Below are 18,901 nucleotides of genomic sequence, written 5' to 3' on the forward strand. Positions count from 1 at the left end.
ACGACACCAGAAGACACTGACGCACCCGCCCAGGCTGCCGCGGTAAGCCGGGCACCTGTATGCATGGGTGACGTTGACACAGAAAAAGCGCATCAGCTGCCAAGAACGAAACGCGACGTTTCACGTATGAGCGAACAGTGACTGACAACGAGACAACAAAGGGGAATAAAGAAGCGTCCAATATCACGAGACGCCTTGCCGCCATCGCATTTGCCGATGTGGCCAGCTACTCGCGCCTGATGTCGATCAACGAGACCGAAACGATGCGCAACTGGAAGACATTGCGCAAATCGATACTCGAGCCCTATGCCGATCATCAGGGCGGCCGTCTTGTCGAGATGTCCGGCGATGCTTTGCTTTTCGAGTTTCCCAGCGCAGTGAATGCGGTGCGTTGGGCGGTCGATGTTCAACGCGCGACCAAACAGCGAGAACAACCGTCGGACCAGTTTACGCTGAGCCTGCGTATCGGCATCAACGTCGACGACGTGATCGACGAAGATGGCTCGCTGCAGGCCGATGGCGTGAACATCGCATCGCGCATTCATCACGCCGCATCGCCGGGCAGCATTGCCGTGACCTCGATCGTGCGTGATCTGATCATCAACAGGCTGCCGATCACCTTCCGCGACCTGGGCACCCCGCCGCTCAAGAATATCGCACGCCCAGTGCATGTGTTCGCGGTGGAATGGAAAGAACCGGAACAGCAGATCGCTGCCTATCAACCCTACTTGCAGTGGTCGACGCGACCGACGATAGCGGTGCTTCCCTTTCGCAGCATCACCGGTGCGGAAGACGATGACTACTTTGGTGAGGGCATTACCGAAGACATCATCACCGGCCTGTCACGCAGTCGTTCGTTCTACGTCATCGCCAGAGCATCGACGCTGCGCTACCGGCAGAAACACCGCGATCTTCGCCAGATCGCCAGCGAACTGGATGTGCGGTACGTGCTCGATGGCAGCGTGCGCCGACTGGCGGCTGGCCTGCGTATCAATGCTGAGCTGATCGATGTCGTCGCGAATCGATCCGTATGGGCCGAACGCTTCGACGGCGACAATGCCGACCTTTTCTCGTTCCAGGACCAGATCGTCGCGCGCATCGTCGGCTCGCTGCAATCACGCGTGCAGGCCGCCGAGGTCGCCAGGATTCGGGAACGCCCGACCAAAAGCCTCGACGCCTACGACTGCGTATTGATGGCGCTGTCTCAGCTCTACCAGTTCACCGACGAAAGCTTTGAGAGCTCCGGGCAGTCGCTCGAGCGGGCGATCGCGCTCGACCCCTTCTATGCGCAAGCACATGCGTATGCGGCCTGGCGCCTGAACTTCCAGGTCGGCGAAGGCCGCTCACGGGATCTGAAGCGCGACAAGGCGCGCGCCATTCAGCTGGCACAACGTGCGATAGAACTCGACCAGGAAGACGCCTTTGCGCTTGCCGTAGCCGGGCACTTGCAGAGTTTCTTTGGCGGCAATGCCAGGGAGTCGCTGGAGCTGTTCGACCGCGCACTGGCACTCGATGAGAACTCGGCATTCGCATGGGGTCTTAGCGCACTGACCAAAGCCTATCTGGGTGAAGCCGATGAGGCACTCGACCGGCTGAGAAACGTCTGGCAGCTAAGCCCATTCGACCCATTGAATTTCTATTTCTGGATTGTCGCCGGGATTGCCGAATTCGTCGCGGGTCGGTACCCCGAAGCTGTGGTGTGGCTGCACAAATCACAGCGGGCGAACCCAAGGTTCATTGCCTGCCAACGCATGCTGGCGGCGTCGCTGGCAAAGGCCGGCAAAGAAGATGACGCACGGAGAAAAGCCGAAGAGCTGATGCAAGCCGAACCATGGTTTCGAGTCGACGAGTTGCTCGAATGGTATCCGCTTGCGAGAGCCGATGACTTGAAGCGTTTTAAAGACGGGTTGTTGGCTGCCGGATTGCCGCTCTAATCACTCGTCACGGACGCATCGAACAAACGATCGCGGGCGGCTGCGTAACACGTCGGACAACGATGGTGCCGCACGCAAAACCAGGGTGAACGAGAAAGGGGAGATAAGACCATGGCCACAGGAACAGGCGCAGGGGCGGGTGCTGGTGCAGGAGCCGGCGCAGGAGCTGGTGCAGGAGCTGGTGCAGGAGCTGGAGCTGGAGCCGGAGCGGGTGCTGGTGCCGGAGCGGGTGCTGGTGCCGGAGCGGGTGCTGGTGCCGGAGCGGGTGCTGGCGCCGGAGCGGGGGCTGGCGCCGGTGCAGGCGCGGGAGCCGGTGCAGGTGCAGGAGCCGGTGCAGGCGCGGGGGCTGGCGCGGGAGCAGGTACATTGAGTCGCGCCTACTATGCGACGCCGGCCGACTTGCGCTATCGACCATGGGCGGCGGACGTTACGCCGGACGAGTGCGGCAACCCTCCCTTCCCTCATGACTTCATCGTCAATCCGTATCGCGACCCGAACCATCCACTGAAATGGCAGACCGCTGACAGTGATCCGGCGCTGCGTTTCTGGATGCGGCCGTTCGACCCCAACCTCACTGAATGGCTCAAGACGGTCGATGCCAACGCGATATCGACGCAGGCGGCATTGGAGTTCGGCAGTCAGTTCCACGACTGGGACAAGTGGGGCAAAGGCGGCAAGAAAGCGCTTCGGCGTTTGAAGAAATCGGGTTGGCTCGAAGAAATGGATCTATGTTGGGTCGCCCGAAAATCGCAGAAGTCGCGGGACAAAGCTTTCACCGCGATCTGTTCCGAGATCATTCAACTACAGCAACTGATGCAGGATGATCGACAACGCTATCTGGCTGAAGCGGAATCACAGGCAGATGGCACAGCGGACTACTTCATCCACTTTCTCGGCGCAAACAGGGCGCGCCACCCCTGGACCATCGAACTGATCGCGTGTGCCATGTCGATCAGTCACGTGATGCACATGTACTACAAACATCGATTCCTGCGCGTTCGCCCGTCGTTTTTGTGCCCCGGGCTGGTACCGCCTTTCGGCCCACCGGCTCACCCGGCATTCCCCAGTGGCCACGCCTCTCAGGGACATTTGATCGCACTGTTCCTTCTCGAAATCCCGGCACTGGCCAAGCGCTACGGCGTATTCAATCTGGCGACCAAGAAATCACGCCGGAAAAGCTGCGGCAAATACCGCAGCGAAGGCCGCAAGCCCAAGCCGGAGGACCTGGACGGACGCGGCGAGATCGATTCGCCGCTGTTGTGGCTGGCTCAACGGATTGCCAAGAACCGCGAACGAATCGGCGTTCACTACGCGTCCGACTCCAGCGCCGGCAGGCATCTGGCCAGAGGGGTTTGGCGTGACATCGTGCGCAAGCAACGCATCACATGCCCGACACTTGAAATGGTGATCGAACGGGCGAAAGCCGAGTGGCCGGAACGACGTTAGTCCAATCTCAAGGCGCCTCCGACAGTGGAGGCGCTAAGGACACTTCCACAGGGTCAGACTGATATTGTTGTCGTTCGCGACCAACGACGGCAGTGGTACCCGGCCCCGACTGCATGGCAGCTTCGTCTTGGTGTCGATGTTGGCACGGTCCTCAGGACACGTCGCCTGAGCGAGCACAAGGTAAGTCGCACCCGGCTTTGGTTTCGTCTCCCACGCAAAACGACCGAACACCACCGGCTGTTTGCCGACGCGCTTCACCGTCGGTTTACCTCTATGCCCTTGCTTGGCTTCGTGCCATTGGTGCTTCCCCTTGGGCGTCCATTTCGGCAGGTGTTTGCCTTTCCATTCGATGTAGAAAACCCTGACACTGACATCGTGCGCTTTTTTCGTTCCGCGATTTCCTACCTCGACGTTGATACCTTTGAGCGTGACGCTCACTGCACCTTTCTTCGGATCCGTCATCCAACGCGGCTGTCGCGATCGCATTGCCGACTTCTTCGGCTTGGTCAATGCGACCGGCACATAGTTACCGGCACCATACTCAACCGCGCAGTCGCCCCAATCCTCATAGTGCGGACGACTGTCGGCAATGAAAACGTCGACGTTCGGAGGCAAACCGGCGTACGAATCGCAATGCTCCGCATCACCGTATAAGCCCTGCGCCTCGAACGCCCAGCGGATCGCTTTATGCGCTATCCCCCCGAGCAACACCTTTCCCGACGTCGACAAGAATCTGGTGGTACCGATGTCGGCATCAATCAACGCAGAAACCAATTGATCGGGGCTGTTGGCCGGGACTACTCGCGCGTCGCCGAGTAGCCCGAGCGCTTTGATGATCAGGTAAAGCGCGTACTCTGATGCCGTTTTCCGGGCATCCATACCACCGGGGTTGGGCGTTGCGCCTCCCAAGCACAGATAGGCGCGAAACAGTGACGTAGACAATATCTGCTCGGATCGATAGCCTTTGCGGCGCGGCTGTTTCTCGTCCGGCAGTTCGAGGATCGGGCGATGCATAGCACCGCTCCAGCTCCAACCCTGCGTCACGCAGCGGTCGTGTCGCCTGGGTAGAAACACCCAGGGAAAGGTCGCCCCGCGCCAACGTCGGTTACGTTTTTCGACATCGTCACAGCCTTTCTTGTGCAGGCGTTTTGCAAGCTTTCCGCGAACCGGCATCCCTGGTACGAAGGCCGACTTCGGGTCGCCGGCAATCGCCGCCAACGCGTCGCCAATGCTGTGCGAGAAACGCATCTCGAGCTCGCCAGTGGTCGCCACCAAAAGGATATGGCCGATCTCATGCCATACCCATCGCGGGTCGTTGGCGATACTCAGCGGTATTGCCGGCGCCCTACCCGGATCACAATCGTCCGACCTCCACTTTGCCTCTCGATCGCGACGCGAAAGATCGGCCAGTGCATAGTGAACGTTCAGCCTGGGTGGTGACTGACAAAAACTTGGGGCGATCTGATGGCGTTTCCAGTCTCTGGGTTGAACGGCGGCATTCACGGTCTGACCGTCTTTGCCCGGACCATAGGGCATACCGGAGCGATAGTGCACTGCAAGCGGCAGCTCTGCAGACGCGAAGTAGTGTTCCGGGTGTATGCCGAAATGCAGTAGATGCTCGAACAGCTGGTTGGTGTTGCAATACGCCTTTATCTGGGCGGCGGCGTTCGAGCGCACCGATTCGGCCTGCTTGGGCACAGGCTTCAAGATGTACTCGGCAATCGGCTTGATTGCGCCGGACCGCCCACTGCCGGTGACCGCCTCGATATCGTCGCGCACGAACGGCGAACGCCGCAGGTTCAGGTATTCCAGTTTTTTACCTTTGCACCGCAGCCGCTTACACCGTTCGATGGTCGCTGCATGACCGCCATTGGAATCGAGATATTGATTCAACACCTCGCTGGAACGGCTGGGCCGACGCTGTTTGAGCGTGCGCACGACACCATCGCTGCCTTTCGGCTTCGCCGAAGCCGGGTCTTGCATAGCGAGGATTCCGTTCCCGACAGGGTCATCACAATGCACACCATGGTCTGTCGTGCAGTGGTCGCGATGACTGACCGCAGAACCCAGGGTTACCGAACGGCCGGGCATCAGGTAAGCCGACATCGAGGTAACCCGTATCTCCTTGCGGGCTTGGTCTACCTGCGCAACAACGCGGATGCCCCGTCGATCGCGGTACTCCACATCATGTTCGGTCGGATCGTCGCCCTTGGCGCCGCAGTAATCGCCGTGATGCAAGGCGGCAAGCAACACCAGGGTGCGCTCGCTGCCCACCGTCTTTCCCTTCGTGTTGTGCAGCGTGCGAAAGAATTCATAGGATGCGCACCATGACGTTCGCTGATCGTCACGATCGAGAAATGTCAGCGTTTCGTCGGCGGGCCTTCCGCAGGGCACGAACCTGAACCCGATCTTCGGGATCTTGCCGGCATCGCTCAACGTTCTGAGCCGGAGAAGATATTGCGAAACGATATCGAAACCGGGGGTTTCAAGCTTGAAACAGCACGGTGTGGAAGGGTGTCGAATCGAGATGGTTGTCGGGCCAACCTTTCCCGGGTCCGGGCGGATGACAACTGAAACGGCATGATAACGGGGAGTCCAGTCCGGCGCAGCGCCCATAGTCACTCTCCTCTTCGATTGAGTTGGCCAGTAGCGAGCCGGCTCTTCTGAATTATGTGGCCCACCCCGATGCAAACGGCGATCTGCTACATGCCCCGGCGTCGACCACCGCCGTCTCGCTCACGTGCTTACAGCCGCCCTTCATTTACGGCATGGCAGGCTACCATCCGCCGGCCTGCCGATAGCATCTGCGGGCGCTCGCGCCGGCAACGCTCATTGGCGTGCGCACATCGCGGGTGAAATGCACAACCGCTCGGCGGCGACATCGGGTCCGGCCGCTCACCGATAGACGATTCGCGCGTATGCGATGACGCCTCGAGATTCGGCATCACGTCTATCAGCAAGCGGGTATATGGGTGCATTGGATTGGCTACCAGTTCATTCGTCTGTGCCATTTCGCACAATCGCCCCAAATACATCACGCCGATGACATCGGCCATGAAACGCACGACCGCCAGATCGTGGCTGATAAACAGATAGGCCACCCCGGCATCACGCTGGATGTCTTTCATCAGATTCAGGATCTGCGCCTGCACCGACACATCGAGGGCCGACGTCGGTTCATCACACACAATGAATCGCGGCTTTGAGGCCAGGGCCCGTGCGATCGCGATACGCTGCCGCTGGCCGCCGGAGAATTCATGCGGGTAACGCGTCGCATCGCGCGCCGACAATCCCACCTGCTGCAACAGCTGCGCGACAATGGCGTTCCTCGCCGCCCGGCTTTCAGCCAACCCGAAGGCACGAATCGGTTCGCCGACGATTTCGCTCACCCGCCACCGGGGGTTGAGACTCGCATAGGGGTCCTGAAACACCATCTGCCAGTTGCGTCTCAGCCCGGCCCGGGTCGCGGCATCCTGGATCGCATTGATGTCGCTACCATTGAACAACACCTGCCCCGCTGTCGGCCGATCGAGGCCAACCAGTACCCGCGCCAGGGTCGATTTACCTGAACCCGACTCACCGACAAGGCCCAGGGTTCCGCCTGCTTCGATCGCGAAACTCACGTCGTCCACGGCACGCAGCGACTGGGGGCCGCCGATCAATCGACTTAACCAGCCGGCGGATACGGCGAAATGCTTGCTGACACCGCGTACGTCGAGCAGAGGGCGTCTGTCCGGCTCGTGCAGCTGCGACTCACCCATGGACGGTCCTTTGGTCTACCAACCAGCACGCGACACTGTGCGATGGCTCAATCGATGAGAAAGCGGGATATTCGGACTCGCAACGCTCGCTACGCCGTGAGCATCGCGGATGAAACGCGCACCCCGTGGGCATCTCGGCGAGTTGCGGCATCACGCCATCGATGTACGCGAGTCGCTCACCGCGACATTCCATCGTTGGCACCGAACTCAGCAACGCCTGGGTGTAAGGATGCAGGGGCGATCGCATCAAGGTTTGTACATCGCCGGTTTCAACGATCCGCCCGGCATACATGACGGCGACGCGATCGGCCGTTTGTGCGATCACCCCCATGTCGTGGCTGATCAGCACCATGCCCACATCGAACTCGTCGCACAGTCGGCGCAACAGATCCAATACCTGAGCCTGGGTGGAGACATCGAGTGCGGTGGTGGGTTCGTCGGCGAGAATCAGCCTCGGCTCGGCACACAACGCCAGGGCGATAACGACACGCTGTCGCATACCGCCGGAAAACTGGTGAGGATAAAAATCGAAACGCCTCTTCGGCTCCGGTATCCCGACCTCGGCGAGCAATTCGATGGCGCGGCTGCGGGCCTCTTGCTGACCGACATCCAAGTGGGTCCTGATGGTCTGTACCAACTGGTAACCGACGGTGTACAGCGGATTGAGGCTGGTCATCGGGTCCTGGAATACGGTACCTATCTCCTTGCCACGCACGTTGCGAAGCTCGGCGTCTGACAGGTGGTCGATACGCCTTCCGGCGAGATGGATCTCACCTCTGGCCCGCCTGCCCGGTGGTTCAATCAGGCCGACGATAGCATCGAGCGTCAACGATTTACCCGCACCGCTTTCGCCGACGATGCCGAGAATCTCACCCGCATCCACCGCGAAACCGACATTGTCCAGCGCCACCAGTGTTTGCCGGCGCAACGCGAACTCAACCCGCAGACCCTGTACTTCGAGCAAGGCCACGATTCAGGATCCACGCAGCTTCGGATCGAATGCATCGCGCAACCAATCACCCAACACGTTCACCGCCAACACGAGCCCGACCAAGGCCAGCGACGGAAAGAGAACGATCCACCACTCTCCGGAGAACACGTAGTCGTTGCCGATGCGGATCAAGGTGCCGAGTGACGGTGTCGTCGGCGGCACGCCGACACCGAGAAACGACAGCGTCGCCTCGGCCATGATCGCCAATGCGAGCCCGATGGTTGCCAATACCATTACCGGTCCGGCGACATTTGGCAGTATGTGCCTCAGCATGATCGACCGGTGCCCAATGCCGATCACCCGCGCAGCCGACACGTAGTCTTTTGTAATCTCCGACATCACCACACCACGCGTCACGCGTGCGTAGCTCGGCCAGTCAGAGATACCGATAGCCAGGATCAACACGTAGATCGCAAGCACCTGCTGCTGCTCGAGCGGCAACACTGCACGCGCGACACCGTCGATCAGCAGCGCGGCAAGTATCGATGGAATCGTCAATTGGATATCCGCCAGACGCATAACGATCGCGTCGAACCATCCGCCGAAATACCCCGCCAGCAGGCCCAGGCTCACCCCGAGCAGCATGGCAAGCATCACCGCCGCAAAGCCGACCGTTAGCGAGATTCGGCCGGCATACAGAATGGTCGACAGGATATCGCGCCCTTGCCCGTCGGTGCCCAGCACATACCGCCAGGTCCCCTGCTCGCCGTGCCACACGGGCGGCGTGAACGCATCGTTGAGGTCCAGTGTCGCAACAGTGAACGGCTCGTGCGGAGCAATCCAGGGTGCCAGTGCAGCAGCCACGATAAACGTCAAGGTAACCGCAGCTGCCACCATCGCCGTCGGAGACCCGACGAAGCTGTGCCACAAGTCGATGTTCTGCAGCCGCCCCCAGACCACACCGGCGACACCCAAGCGGCTTTCCCCTCGTGATTCGTCCATCTTCGAGCCTACCGCTCCGCCACCCTACGAGCACCCCTCAACCGTGGATCAATCGCGAGGTACAACAGGTCAACGACGAAATTGATACTGATGAACAGCAAGGCCACCAGCAGCAGATAGGCCGCCATGATCGGGATATCCGCGAACCGAACTGCCTGGATGAACAAGAAGCCCAGCCCGGGCCACTGGAAGACCGTCTCGGTCACGACGGAAAAGGCGATCAAGGTGCCGACGTTCAGCCCAATCACCGTAATGACCGGCATCATGGCGTTCTTCAGGGCGTGACCGTAGTGAACCACGTTCGGTGGCAGGCCACGTGCACGTGCGAACTTGATGAAGTCTGAGCAGATCACCTCGAGCATCGAACTGCGTACGAGCCGCAGGATCAGCGCCATCTGAAACAAGCTCAGCGTCACCGCCGGCAGGATGATCGCCTGCCAACCGGAGACACTCAGCAATCCCGTCGACCATCCACCAACATCGGTGACCTCACCGCGGCCAAACGACGGCAGCATACCGAGCGACACCGAAAACACGTAGATCAGAAGAATGCCGATGACGAAGGTCGGCAGCGAGACACCAATCAACGACATCGTCATGACGAATCGACTGAACCAGGATTTGCGCCTGATGCCGGTGTGCACGCCGAGCGGTATTCCGATCACCAGGGCGACGAGAGTGGAAAGGCAAACAAGCTCGACGGTGGCCGGCAGACGTTCGCGAATGAGCGTGCCGACCGGGCGTTGCAAGCGGTACGAGATGCCGAACTCGCCGTGCAACACGTTGTTCACAAAACGCGCAAATTGCAGCAGCGGCGTATCGTTCAACCCGAGCCGGTCACGCATCGCCTGGCGATCTGCCAGGCTCGCATCCTGCCCCACCATGTTGTCGACAGGATCGCCGACGAAGTTGAACAACAGAAACGAGACGAAAGCGACAACGAGCAATGCCACCACACCCTGCGCCGCCCGTTTGACCAAGAAAGCGACCATGTCAGCCGCTGAACCGGCCCGCCGGAGTCATCACCCGACGAACATCAATGCGGTTTGATCTCGGCAAACACGAATCGAACGGCATTATCGGCCGGCACCGGGATATCCAACCAGTCTTTCATTGCCCATACGACCGTCTGGTGATGCAGAGGCAGATAGACGACGTCGTCTTTCAGGCGTCGCCAGACCTGCGCAATCTGCTCATCGCGCGCCGCAAAGTCGACCTCGACGCCGATCTGATCGATCAGCTTATCGATCTGCGGATCATCGAACCCGGTGGCATTCCAGGTGCTCTCACGTGCCAGGTAGGAAAACACATAGTGCGAATCCAGGGTGGGCACGCCCCAACCGAGCAGATAGAAGTCGGTCTCGCGATTCTTGATCTTGGGAAAGTGCAACGTCTTGGGTTGAGCCGACAAATCGACGTTGATGCCGATCTTGCCGAGCATGCCGGTGACCGCCTGACAGATTGCCTCGTCGTTGATGTAACGGTCGTTCGGGCAATCGAGCCGCACGGAGAAGCCGTCGGGATAACCCGCTTCGGCGAGTAGCCACTTCGCAGTTTCCACGTCATACGAGGCCCGTTGGTCGAGCGCCTCAGTATAGCCGTGCGACACCGGGCCGGTCACGATACCGGCGGGGACCGCGTAGCCACGCATCACCTTGTCGCGGATCGCTTCGATATCGATCGCTTTGTAAAGCGCCAGGCGAACCCGCTTGTCCTTGAACGGGTTGGCGCCTTTGACGTTGGAGGTCCGCAGTTCGTCGCTCGCCTGATCCAGGCCGAGGAAGATCGTGCGGTCCTGCGCGGTCTGCACCACCTTGAGCCCAGGGGTGCGCTTGATGCGCTCGATATCCTGCAGCGGCGGGTCCAACAGCAGGTCGATCTCGCCGGACAGCAGCGCGGCGACACGGGTTGCCTGGTTGGAGATCGGCGTATAGACCAGTTCGTCAACCGCATGCGGGTGATCCGCGAGCCCCCACCAGGCGGCATTCTTTGCCATCACCGTGCGGATGCCCGGGTCGCGCGTCTGCAGAACAAAAGGCCCGGTTCCCATGGCATGCCGGACCGCATAGGTCTCCTCGTTGCCACCGAAGTTCTGCGGTTCACTGACGCCGTGCTGCTCGCTCCACGCCTCGGACATCATGAAGATCGTCGTCAGCTGGTTTGGCAGAATCGGGTTGGGGCCATCGGTAACGATGTGAACCGTGTAGTCATCGACGATCTCAACCTGCTTGATGCTGCCGATCTGCTTGCGGAAATCCGATGTCTCCGCCAGCGCCCGGGTCAGGCTGAATTTCACATCCTCGGCAGTGAAAGGCGACCCATCCTGCCATTTGACGTCATCGCGCAGCACGAAACGCCATGTGGTCGGGTCGACCAGCTCCCATGACTTGGCCAACCACGGTATGAGTTTCAGGTCGTTATCCGCGTAAACCAACGAATCGTAGATCTTGCGTATCGTCGATATCGTCGTGACTTCGTTCGTGGCATGTGGATCCAGTGTGAGGGCGTCGCCCTGACTGGCCCAGCGGATCACGTTTTCAGCGCTGACTACAGCAGGGACCGAAAACAGCAATGCGAGCACGAATGCCGAAATAGATACGTTTCTGGCCAACATCATTCGACCCCAGTTCATTGAGCCCCCACTATTGTCTCGATTACCCACATTGAGAAGCGCAGCCAACCCTCCGTGAGTGACGGCGTTTACTGCAATCCACCTTGCTCGCACGGCCGAAGTACGCCGTACGACAACCGCATCGACGCCCGCACGAGCCGCCAAAGACCGGCACTTCGCGGTCAGCGTCTTCCGGATCGCAAACAACGACGCGAAAAAACACCAACCCACCAACGCTGACTTTGCGAAATGATGTCAACACGCGTCGGCCACGTAATAACGCACCGGCTCGCGCTCCCTGTCACAACTTTTTGCGCCCCCTGATAGCAGTGCGAGAGCATAAACCAGTCAGGCGACAATTTTTAGACCCAAGACCCGTTAAAGCGCCCCTTGCAACTCGCCTTGCCGCGTACTCGTCACATCGCGTTGACACAGGCCTATCTCATCGCCTTGATTTCCACGCGAAGGCGCGGTCACTCTGCGAACCTGGAGAACGGTTCAGCGTCTCGATCACGAGCGTATTCATAAAACGCCGAGCCACACCCATTAGGTCATTTAATAAAATGGCGCCCGGACAGGCCGATGAAGGCCAGATGTCCCTACTTTGGCAAACAAACCTTGTTACGATGGATCACTTATGGGTAAGGACGCTCACTGGCGACCGGCTCTCCGTTTGGCGAATAGCTGCATTCGGTAACTGCAGCGCAGCCGAACGCCTGCCGGTACCAAGTTTTCGTTTACCAGGTTTGCGTATCGACGGCGTCCGCGATCTCATATGAAAATCAACAGCTCCACGCTCCACTCCATCAGTGTCTTCGAAGGCCTGGAGCGACATCAGCTCGACGAGATCGCCAGTGAAATGCGGTCTCGCTCGTACACCGCGAAACAGGAAATCCTGGCGCAGAACGATCCCACGTCCGACGTGTTCTTTATCATCAGCGGCACCGCGCTGGCTGCAGGCTTTTCCAACACCGGCAAAGAGGTGCATTTCGAGGAACTCGGGCCGGGCACGATGTTCGGTGAACTGGCCGCGATCGACGGCGGCACGCGCTCAGCGCACGTGATCGCGAAGACCGATACCCAGGTCGCCACACTCAGCGCGGAGAAATTCTGGGAGACGATGCGTCGCTACCCGGTGGTCTCCGCCAACACCATGAAGCGCCTGTCGCGGCTGATTCGTGACCACTGCGACCGGATCTTCGAGTACCGCACACTGGGTGTGCAGAACCGCATCCACGCCGAACTGCTTAGGCTCGCCAGAAAACAAGGCGGCACCACCGGCCCCGTAGTGATAACGAATCCGCCGACACATACCGAGATCGCCGATCGCGTCGCCACGCACCGTGAGGCAGTCAGTCGTGAGCTATCCCGCCTGAAGTCCATCGGTCTGATCGAATGGGACTCCAAGGGCCACATCATCAAGAGCCTCGAAGACCTCGAACGCATGGTGCAGGATGTAAAGGGCATGTAATTCGCAGACTGCGACACTCACGCACCGAACCGCCGCCGCTCACGACTTCCCCGCCACCAAAATGCCCCAGCCGTGTGTTTTCCCACATCGACGCACCGGCTTTGCTGCTGCAATCCACGGCAAAGACAGAAAATATGCCGTATCAGCCGAAGGGGTATGCTCATGCCTGCCAGTCGCAACAACCGCCGTGACGTGATCTCAGGTAACGTCGGCCTGCGCAATCGCACCAGAATCAACGCACTGGGAAGGACCCCGGAGAATTTCACCGTGTGCCTGAGCGACGGCCCCTTTGCCGGGGTCGACATCGTCAACAACAAGAACGTGGCGCAACAGCCCAATGGCGACGAGCGACTCAGCCACTTCGGCGGCAGTTTCTCCAAGGGGCTGGAGCACGCCCCCGACACCGGTCTGGTCGCCACACCTTACGATTACCTCGACCTTGTCGAGATACTGACCGGTATCCGCGCCAATACCGAGTTCCCCGACCCGGAGGCGCTGTCTTCCATCGACAGCGTGCGACGCGCATTGAGCGTCCCCAAGCAGGACGCACGACGCTACGTCAATCCGCTGGCTGCAGTCGCCGGCGGCGGAACCGGCGTCGACGCATTCGACGTGAAGCTTCCGCCGGCGCCGCAACTGGCCAGTCGCCAAGCCGGCACCGAACTGGTCGAGCTGTATTGGATGGCACTGCTGCGCGACACGCCGTTTGCCCAGTGGGACAGCTGTGAGTCGGCAGGTGCCGCGACCGAGGAACTGAACCGCCTCAACGCGCCGGAGCCGCGGCTCGGCGAAGAGCGTTTTACGCAACACTACGGCGCCGACGGCCAGCTGGCTGCCGACATCACCACCCAGCGCCTGTTTCGCGGCTCGGCTCCCGGTGACGACGTCGGCCCCTATGTCTCGCAGTTCCTGCTGCAAGACATCCCCTACGGCACCTATACGATCGCGCAAAAACAGCATCGCCTGGCCGACCGCGCCGACTACCTGGACACCTGGGAGGCATGGCTGACCACGCAGAACGGCCTCGATACCGCGCGCAGCCGTGCTCAACTCGAGGATCGTCAACAGCCGCAGCGCCACATCGTCACCCTGCGCGACTTGGCGCACTACGTTCACTTCGATGTGTTCCACCAGGCCTTTATGAATGCCGCACTGATCCTGGACGGCATGGCCGCTCCGCTATCCGACACCAACCCGTACCGCGAATCCTCAACGCAGGAAGGCTTTGGCGTGTTCGGCAAGCCGCATATTTTGAGCGCCATCGCCGAGGTCGGCGCCCGCGCACTGCGCGTCGCCTGGCACCAGAAATGGCTGGTCCACCGGCGACTCCGCCCCGAGGCCATGGCGGCACGTGCCGAACGCCAACGCACGGGCGACGTGGTCGACTTGCTCGATGGCGCGGTGTTCGAATCGACCGCAGCCGAGCGCCTGCTCGCCCGCAACGACAACCTGCTGCTGCCGCAGGCCTATGCGGAAGGCGCCCCGATGCATCCGTCGTACGCCTCAGGTCACGCCACCGTGGCGGGCGCGTGCGCCACCCTGCTGAAGGCGTTTTTCAAGAACGATTTCGTGCTTGCAGACGCGAAACAGGCAGTGCTTGCACCGGACGGCTCAACCCGCCTGGAGGATCATGCGCAGGCGTTGACCGTGGAAGGCGAGATCAACAAGCTGGCGGCCAACATTGCGATCGGGCGCATGGCCGCAGGTGTCAACTACCGCTCGGACTACGCCAAATCGCTCGCTCTCGGCGAAGCGGTCGCCATCGCGATGCTGCAGGAACAGGCCATGGAACTGAAGGAAGGGACGAGTTGCGACGCAATCGCCTTTGAATTCAACAACTTCTCGGGCCGCAAGGTGCAGATAACCTACGCCGGGCAAGCGCTCTGCAACCAGTCGGGCTACCAGGCGCCACAGACCTTCCGCTGCGTATCGGCCTGATCGCAGACGCCAAGGCATGGCGCTTGACGCCGGGCCGATCCGCTAGCCACCCGCTTCCGAGGCACCGGAAAACTGCTGACGCGCCGCCGTCCATTCGAGCAGGCGTAGCTGGATAAGGCCGTTGCAACTGTCGGCGGGATACAGGCCATTGGCATCGGGACTGCCGGCCGCGAGCCCGGTCAGCAAGGCGATGACCTGGTCGACGTGATCGGCAGCGTAGACCGAAAAACGCCCGTCGGCGGCCGCTTGGCGCACATCGTCGCGCAGCATCAGGTCGCCGACGTTGGCGGCCGGAATCACCACCCCCTGCCCGCCGGTCAACCCACGCGCCCGGCAGATATCGAAGAAACCTTCGATCTTTTCATTCACGCCGCCGATGGCCTGGACCTGGCCATGCTGGTTGACCGACCCGGTCACCGCCAGCGACTGGTCGATCGACAGGTCGCCGATGGCCGACAGCAGTGCGCACAGTTCACCGAGTGAGGCGCTGTCGCCCTCGATCTCCCCGTATGATTGTTCAAAAACCAGACTGGCCGATAGCGACAGCGGCTGGTGGCGGGCATAGCGGCTGGCCAGATAGGCCGACAGAATCATCACGCCTTTGCTGTGGATCGCCCCGCTGAGCTTGGCCTCGGTCTCGATATCGACCACCGATCCGCTGCCCATGCGCGCGGTGGCACTGATCCGCACCGGGCTGCCGAAGGCGTAGTCACCCGCCATGATGACCACCAAGCCATTCACCTGGCCGAGCTGCCGACCGCGGGTGTCGATCAACAACGTGTTGTCCAGCACCGCTTCATGCAGGCGGCTGCGCGCCTGGTCGCTGCGCCTCACCTGGGCATCGATGGCCGTCTGCACCTGCTGCGCGTCAATGCGCTGTAAACCGTCGACCTGGGCGAAATGGTCGGCCTCCAGCAACAGATCGCTGAGGCTGCCGAGGTGGAGCGACAGCTTTTCGCCATCGCGCGCCCGTCGCGCCGACCAATCGATGATCCGCGCGACACCGTCGCGGCTCACCGGTCGCAGCCCCTCACGCTGCTGCAAAGTCGCTACCAAGTGTGAATACGCCATCTCCTGGCCGTCCTCGCGCGGCATGTCTTCACTGAAGTCGGCAACCACTTTGAACAGTGGACCGAAATCGGCATCGTAGGCCTTGAGCAGGTAATACAGTTCGCGGTCGCCGGTCAGCGCGACCTTGACCTTGAGCGGAATGGGTTCGGGCTCGAGGGTCGCGGTACTCATCGCGCCGATGAACCGCTCGATCGACTCGATGCGTATCTCTTCGCCGTGCAGGGCACGCTTCAAGGCATTCCATGCGAACGGCTGGACCAACAGCTTGTCGGCGTCGATGATCAGATAGCCGCCATTGGCAAGGTGCAATTGCCCGGGTTTGATCAGAGTGAAATTGGTCGACAGCGTGCCCATATGGGCGATGTGCTCGATCCGGCCGACGAGATTCTGGTAGGTCGGGTTATCGACCGCCACCACCGGCGCACCCTTGCCGTTCGGCCGGCTGACCAGGAGGTTGACGCGGTAACGCAGAAAGCGTGGATCACTGGCGTCGGGAGGGTCTTCTTCGCTCAAAGAACGGAACAACTCGCCGTTCTCGATCACGTCGTCGGCCACCGCCTTGAGGTAGGCGAGTACCTCCGGCAGATCGAAATAGTGCCGTTCGAGATCGCGCATTAGCTGCGAAACGGCCAGTGAGGTGATGTCGGCGTCCAGCTCACGAAAGCGCTGGCGCGACTCGCGCTGCCACAGGGGCACATGCCCGAGCACCGTGCGCAGCTCGTCCTTCATCTCTTCCATCGCATGCTGAATGCGATTCTGTTCTTCGTCTTCGAGCGCCTCGAACTCGGTGGAATTCAACACCTTGCCGTCCTTGAGCGGCGCCAGGGTGTAGCCGTTCGGCGTGTGCATCAGGGCAACGTCACGCTGTGAGGCGTGCTCGCCCATCTCCTTGGCTGCATCGTCTTCACGCCGCCTGAATTCGTCCTGAATCTCCTGAGATCGGCGACGGTACTCGTCGCTTTGAAACGCCGCCGGCAACGCGTTGAGCAGATCGTCGACCAACTGGCGCATGTCGGCGCGCAGTTCCACACCGCGTCCGGCGGGCAGCTCAAGGGCATTGGGGCGATCGGGATTGGAGAAGTCGGCGACGTAACACCAATCCGCGGCCTCGGCTTGCTGTGCGGCCTTGCGGTCGAGTAACGACTTCAGCAGGCGGTGCTTGCCGACGCCCGCTGACCCCATCACGAACAGGTTGTACCCGCTGCGGTCGATACCGGTGGCGAATTCGACGGCTTCGAGCACCCGGTCCTGGCCCAACGGCGCGTCGTGCGCCGGCAGCTCGCTGGTGTCGCCAAACGACAAGGCCTCGGTGTCACAGGCATGGGCCAGCTGATCCGCGTCCAACGGCACCAGACTGGCGGCGCCTGCCTGCTGTGCGCCGTCAGTCGAGATATCGTTCATAGCCTGTCCGGTAGCTGAGCTCGGATCTGCTCCGGGGTGCGCATCGTCATATCCTTGGCGATCTCATCGACTACCAGCCGGCGCAGGCTGGGCGATTGATGCTTGCGCAGCATGCCCAGGAAACTCGGCGAACCCAGCACGTACAGGCGGTAAAACGCATTGCGCTCACGGCCACTCTCAAGGCGCGCACTGACATCCGCCGCAAACCGGTCGGCGATCTCCTCTTTGGCCGTACCGGCGCTGCCAAAACCATGCGACGAACCGCCGCTGTCCCGGTCGCGACCGCCGCGGTCGCTGATCAGGTCACCTTCGTGCAGACGCGCCTCCGGATTACTCAGGGTCTCGATCTCGCACAAGGGTGAGGCAGGCAGTTCTGCCGAAAAGAAGCGGGCGCGACTGGCGTCCGCGACAACAATCCAAGCGCTTTTCATAATGACGCTCTCCTCGTCCGTTTGCTTGACTGGAGCCTGTCGCACAGGGCTGTTGCCACGTGGCGACATTCCCCCTTCAACCTCAGGCTACACAGCGTCACCAACCCCAGGGGAGCGATTTCGGCGGTTTGTTTGATGGGCAACAAATGCGCCAATCTCCCGGCCCGTCGGAAACCGCCACGCCACGCCGGAACAACACCCCGGCGGGTCAGGTTGACGCCTCACCCGAAAACAATAGACCCTGCGGGCGCCGAAGGAGATCTGCATGCCTGTGACTTTGAACTGCGTCAGCGGCGCGGCGCTCGACGATTGCCTGCCCGACCTGGCGCGCCTGCGCATCCGCGTGTTCCGCGAATACCCCTATCTGTACGACGGTACGGAGGCCTACGAGCAACAGTACCTCGCCACCTACGTCAGTTCGGGTGAGGCGATGGCCATCTTGGCCACCGATACCGATCGAAACCCAGGCGAACAGGTGGTCGGTGCGTCGACGGGCATCCCGATGCGCTGCGAGACCGAGGAATTCGTTCGCCCGTTCGCCGCGGCCGGCATCGACCCGCAGACGCTGTTCTACTGCGGCGAATCGGTATTGTTGCCGGACTATCGCGGGCAGGGCCTCTACAAAGGCTTTTTCACCGGCAGGGAAGACTATGCGCGCCGCCACGGCGGTTTCGAAACGATCTGCTTTTGCGGCATCGTGCGGCCGCCGGGTCACCCGCTCAGGCCGCGTGACTACCGACCGCTCGACGACGTGTGGCGACATTTCGGCTATCAGCCGCGCCCCGACCTGACCACCGAGTACGTCTGGAAGGACATCGACCAGCCCGAGGAAGCGCAACACCCGATGATATTCTGGCTGAAATCGCTGTGAAGCCAGCGTTTGACCGCCGACAGACGGCTCCGG

At 61.0% G+C, this 18,901-nt stretch carries 14 protein-coding genes; 6 read left to right on the top strand and 8 right to left on the bottom strand.

Features of this window, described 5'->3' with window-relative positions; genetic code table 11:
- Positions 1–137 precede the first annotated feature (137 nt).
- The 3 genes from B1781_RS19640 to B1781_RS19650 all read left to right on the top strand — a co-directional run bounded on the left by B1781_RS19640 (position 138) and on the right by B1781_RS19650 (position 3,380).
- Positions 138–1,934, top strand: a complete 1,797-nt coding sequence (locus B1781_RS19640; protein WP_125932190.1) for an adenylate/guanylate cyclase domain-containing protein — start codon at positions 138–140, stop codon at positions 1,932–1,934.
- Positions 1,935–2,019: 85 nt separating this feature from the next.
- Complete coding sequence (locus tag B1781_RS23275; protein ID WP_164513474.1) at positions 2,020–2,304, top strand: hypothetical protein; 285 nt, start codon at positions 2,020–2,022, stop codon at positions 2,302–2,304.
- Positions 2,301–3,380 carry a phosphatase PAP2 family protein gene (locus B1781_RS19650; RefSeq protein WP_078121277.1) on the top strand — a complete coding sequence of 360 codons (1,080 nt, stop codon included), beginning with the start codon at positions 2,301–2,303 and terminating at the stop codon, positions 3,378–3,380. Before B1781_RS23275 ends, B1781_RS19650 begins: the two co-directional genes overlap by 4 nt.
- Before the next feature lie 33 nt (positions 3,381–3,413).
- Here the strand turns inward: B1781_RS19650 and B1781_RS19655 are convergent, their stop codons facing one another.
- From B1781_RS19655 to B1781_RS19680, 6 genes are all read right to left on the bottom strand, one after another.
- Positions 3,414–5,816 carry a hypothetical protein gene (locus B1781_RS19655; protein ID WP_078121278.1) on the bottom strand — a complete coding sequence of 801 codons (2,403 nt, stop codon included), beginning with the start codon at positions 5,814–5,816 and terminating at the stop codon, positions 3,414–3,416.
- A gap of 308 nt (positions 5,817–6,124) precedes the next feature.
- Complete coding sequence (locus tag B1781_RS19660; protein ID WP_078121279.1) at positions 6,125–7,141, bottom strand: ABC transporter ATP-binding protein; 1,017 nt, start codon at positions 7,139–7,141, stop codon at positions 6,125–6,127.
- Positions 7,134–8,111, bottom strand: a complete 978-nt coding sequence (locus B1781_RS19665) for an ABC transporter ATP-binding protein (protein ID WP_334223797.1) — start codon at positions 8,109–8,111, stop codon at positions 7,134–7,136. Before B1781_RS19665 ends, B1781_RS19660 begins: the two co-directional genes overlap by 8 nt.
- A 3-nt stretch (positions 8,112–8,114) precedes the next feature.
- Positions 8,115–9,074 carry an ABC transporter permease gene (locus tag B1781_RS19670; protein ID WP_078121281.1) on the bottom strand — a complete coding sequence of 320 codons (960 nt, stop codon included), beginning with the start codon at positions 9,072–9,074 and terminating at the stop codon, positions 8,115–8,117.
- Between the two features lie 8 nt (positions 9,075–9,082).
- The gene (locus tag B1781_RS19675) at positions 9,083–10,066 is read right to left on the bottom strand and encodes an ABC transporter permease (RefSeq protein ID WP_078121282.1); all 984 of its coding nucleotides are present in this window, start codon (positions 10,064–10,066) and stop codon (positions 9,083–9,085) included.
- A gap of 44 nt (positions 10,067–10,110) precedes the next feature.
- Positions 10,111–11,706: an ABC transporter substrate-binding protein gene (locus B1781_RS19680; RefSeq protein WP_078121283.1), complete on the bottom strand. Its 1,596-nt coding sequence runs from the start codon at positions 11,704–11,706 to the stop codon at positions 10,111–10,113.
- A 754-nt stretch (positions 11,707–12,460) separates the two neighbouring features.
- Between B1781_RS19680 and B1781_RS19685 the strand changes: the two genes are divergently transcribed.
- The gene (locus B1781_RS19685) at positions 12,461–13,156 is read left to right on the top strand and encodes a Crp/Fnr family transcriptional regulator (RefSeq protein WP_078121284.1); all 696 of its coding nucleotides are present in this window, start codon (positions 12,461–12,463) and stop codon (positions 13,154–13,156) included.
- 162 nt (positions 13,157–13,318) lie between these two features.
- On the top strand, positions 13,319–15,094 hold the full coding sequence (locus tag B1781_RS19690; protein WP_164513475.1) for a vanadium-dependent haloperoxidase: 1,776 nt from the start codon (positions 13,319–13,321) through the stop codon (positions 15,092–15,094).
- Between the two features lie 42 nt (positions 15,095–15,136).
- On the opposite strand, the gene B1781_RS19695 is transcribed toward B1781_RS19690, so the two are convergent.
- Positions 15,137–17,566: a Lon protease family protein gene (locus tag B1781_RS19695; RefSeq protein WP_078121286.1), complete on the bottom strand. Its 2,430-nt coding sequence runs from the start codon at positions 17,564–17,566 to the stop codon at positions 15,137–15,139.
- The gene (locus B1781_RS19700) at positions 17,563–17,997 is read right to left on the bottom strand and encodes a host attachment protein (protein WP_078121287.1); all 435 of its coding nucleotides are present in this window, start codon (positions 17,995–17,997) and stop codon (positions 17,563–17,565) included. The genes B1781_RS19695 and B1781_RS19700 overlap by 4 nt, the downstream gene beginning before the upstream one ends.
- A gap of 265 nt (positions 17,998–18,262) precedes the next feature.
- Between B1781_RS19700 and B1781_RS19705 the strand changes: the two genes are divergently transcribed.
- Positions 18,263–18,868 (top strand): GNAT family N-acetyltransferase, encoded by a 606-nt coding sequence (locus B1781_RS19705; RefSeq protein ID WP_078121288.1) that lies wholly within the window; start codon positions 18,263–18,265, stop codon positions 18,866–18,868.
- Positions 18,869–18,901: the final 33 nt, after the last annotated feature.

It is taken from the genome of Thiosocius teredinicola, from assembly GCF_002009425.1.
Classification (GTDB): Bacteria; Pseudomonadota; Gammaproteobacteria; order Chromatiales; family Chromatiaceae; genus Thiosocius; species Thiosocius teredinicola.

Excerpts from the sequence above, each read along its gene's own strand:
- B1781_RS19700 (WP_078121287.1), bottom strand. The coding sequence starts at position 17,997 with ATGAAAAGCGCTTGGATTGTTGTCGCGGACGCCAGTCGCGCCCGCTTC.
- B1781_RS19685 (WP_078121284.1), top strand. The coding sequence starts at position 12,461 with ATGAAAATCAACAGCTCCACGCTCCACTCCATCAGTGTCTTCGAAGGC.
- B1781_RS19660 (WP_078121279.1), bottom strand. The coding sequence starts at position 7,141 with ATGGGTGAGTCGCAGCTGCACGAGCCGGACAGACGCCCTCTGCTCGAC.
- B1781_RS19690 (WP_164513475.1), top strand. The coding sequence starts at position 13,319 with ATGCCTGCCAGTCGCAACAACCGCCGTGACGTGATCTCAGGTAACGTC.
- B1781_RS19695 (WP_078121286.1), bottom strand. The coding sequence starts at position 17,566 with ATGAACGATATCTCGACTGACGGCGCACAGCAGGCAGGCGCCGCCAGT.
- B1781_RS19675 (WP_078121282.1), bottom strand. The coding sequence starts at position 10,066 with ATGGTCGCTTTCTTGGTCAAACGGGCGGCGCAGGGTGTGGTGGCATTG.
- B1781_RS19670 (WP_078121281.1), bottom strand. The coding sequence starts at position 9,074 with ATGGACGAATCACGAGGGGAAAGCCGCTTGGGTGTCGCCGGTGTGGTC.
- B1781_RS19680 (WP_078121283.1), bottom strand. The coding sequence starts at position 11,706 with ATGAACTGGGGTCGAATGATGTTGGCCAGAAACGTATCTATTTCGGCA.
- B1781_RS19705 (WP_078121288.1), top strand. The coding sequence starts at position 18,263 with ATGCCTGTGACTTTGAACTGCGTCAGCGGCGCGGCGCTCGACGATTGC.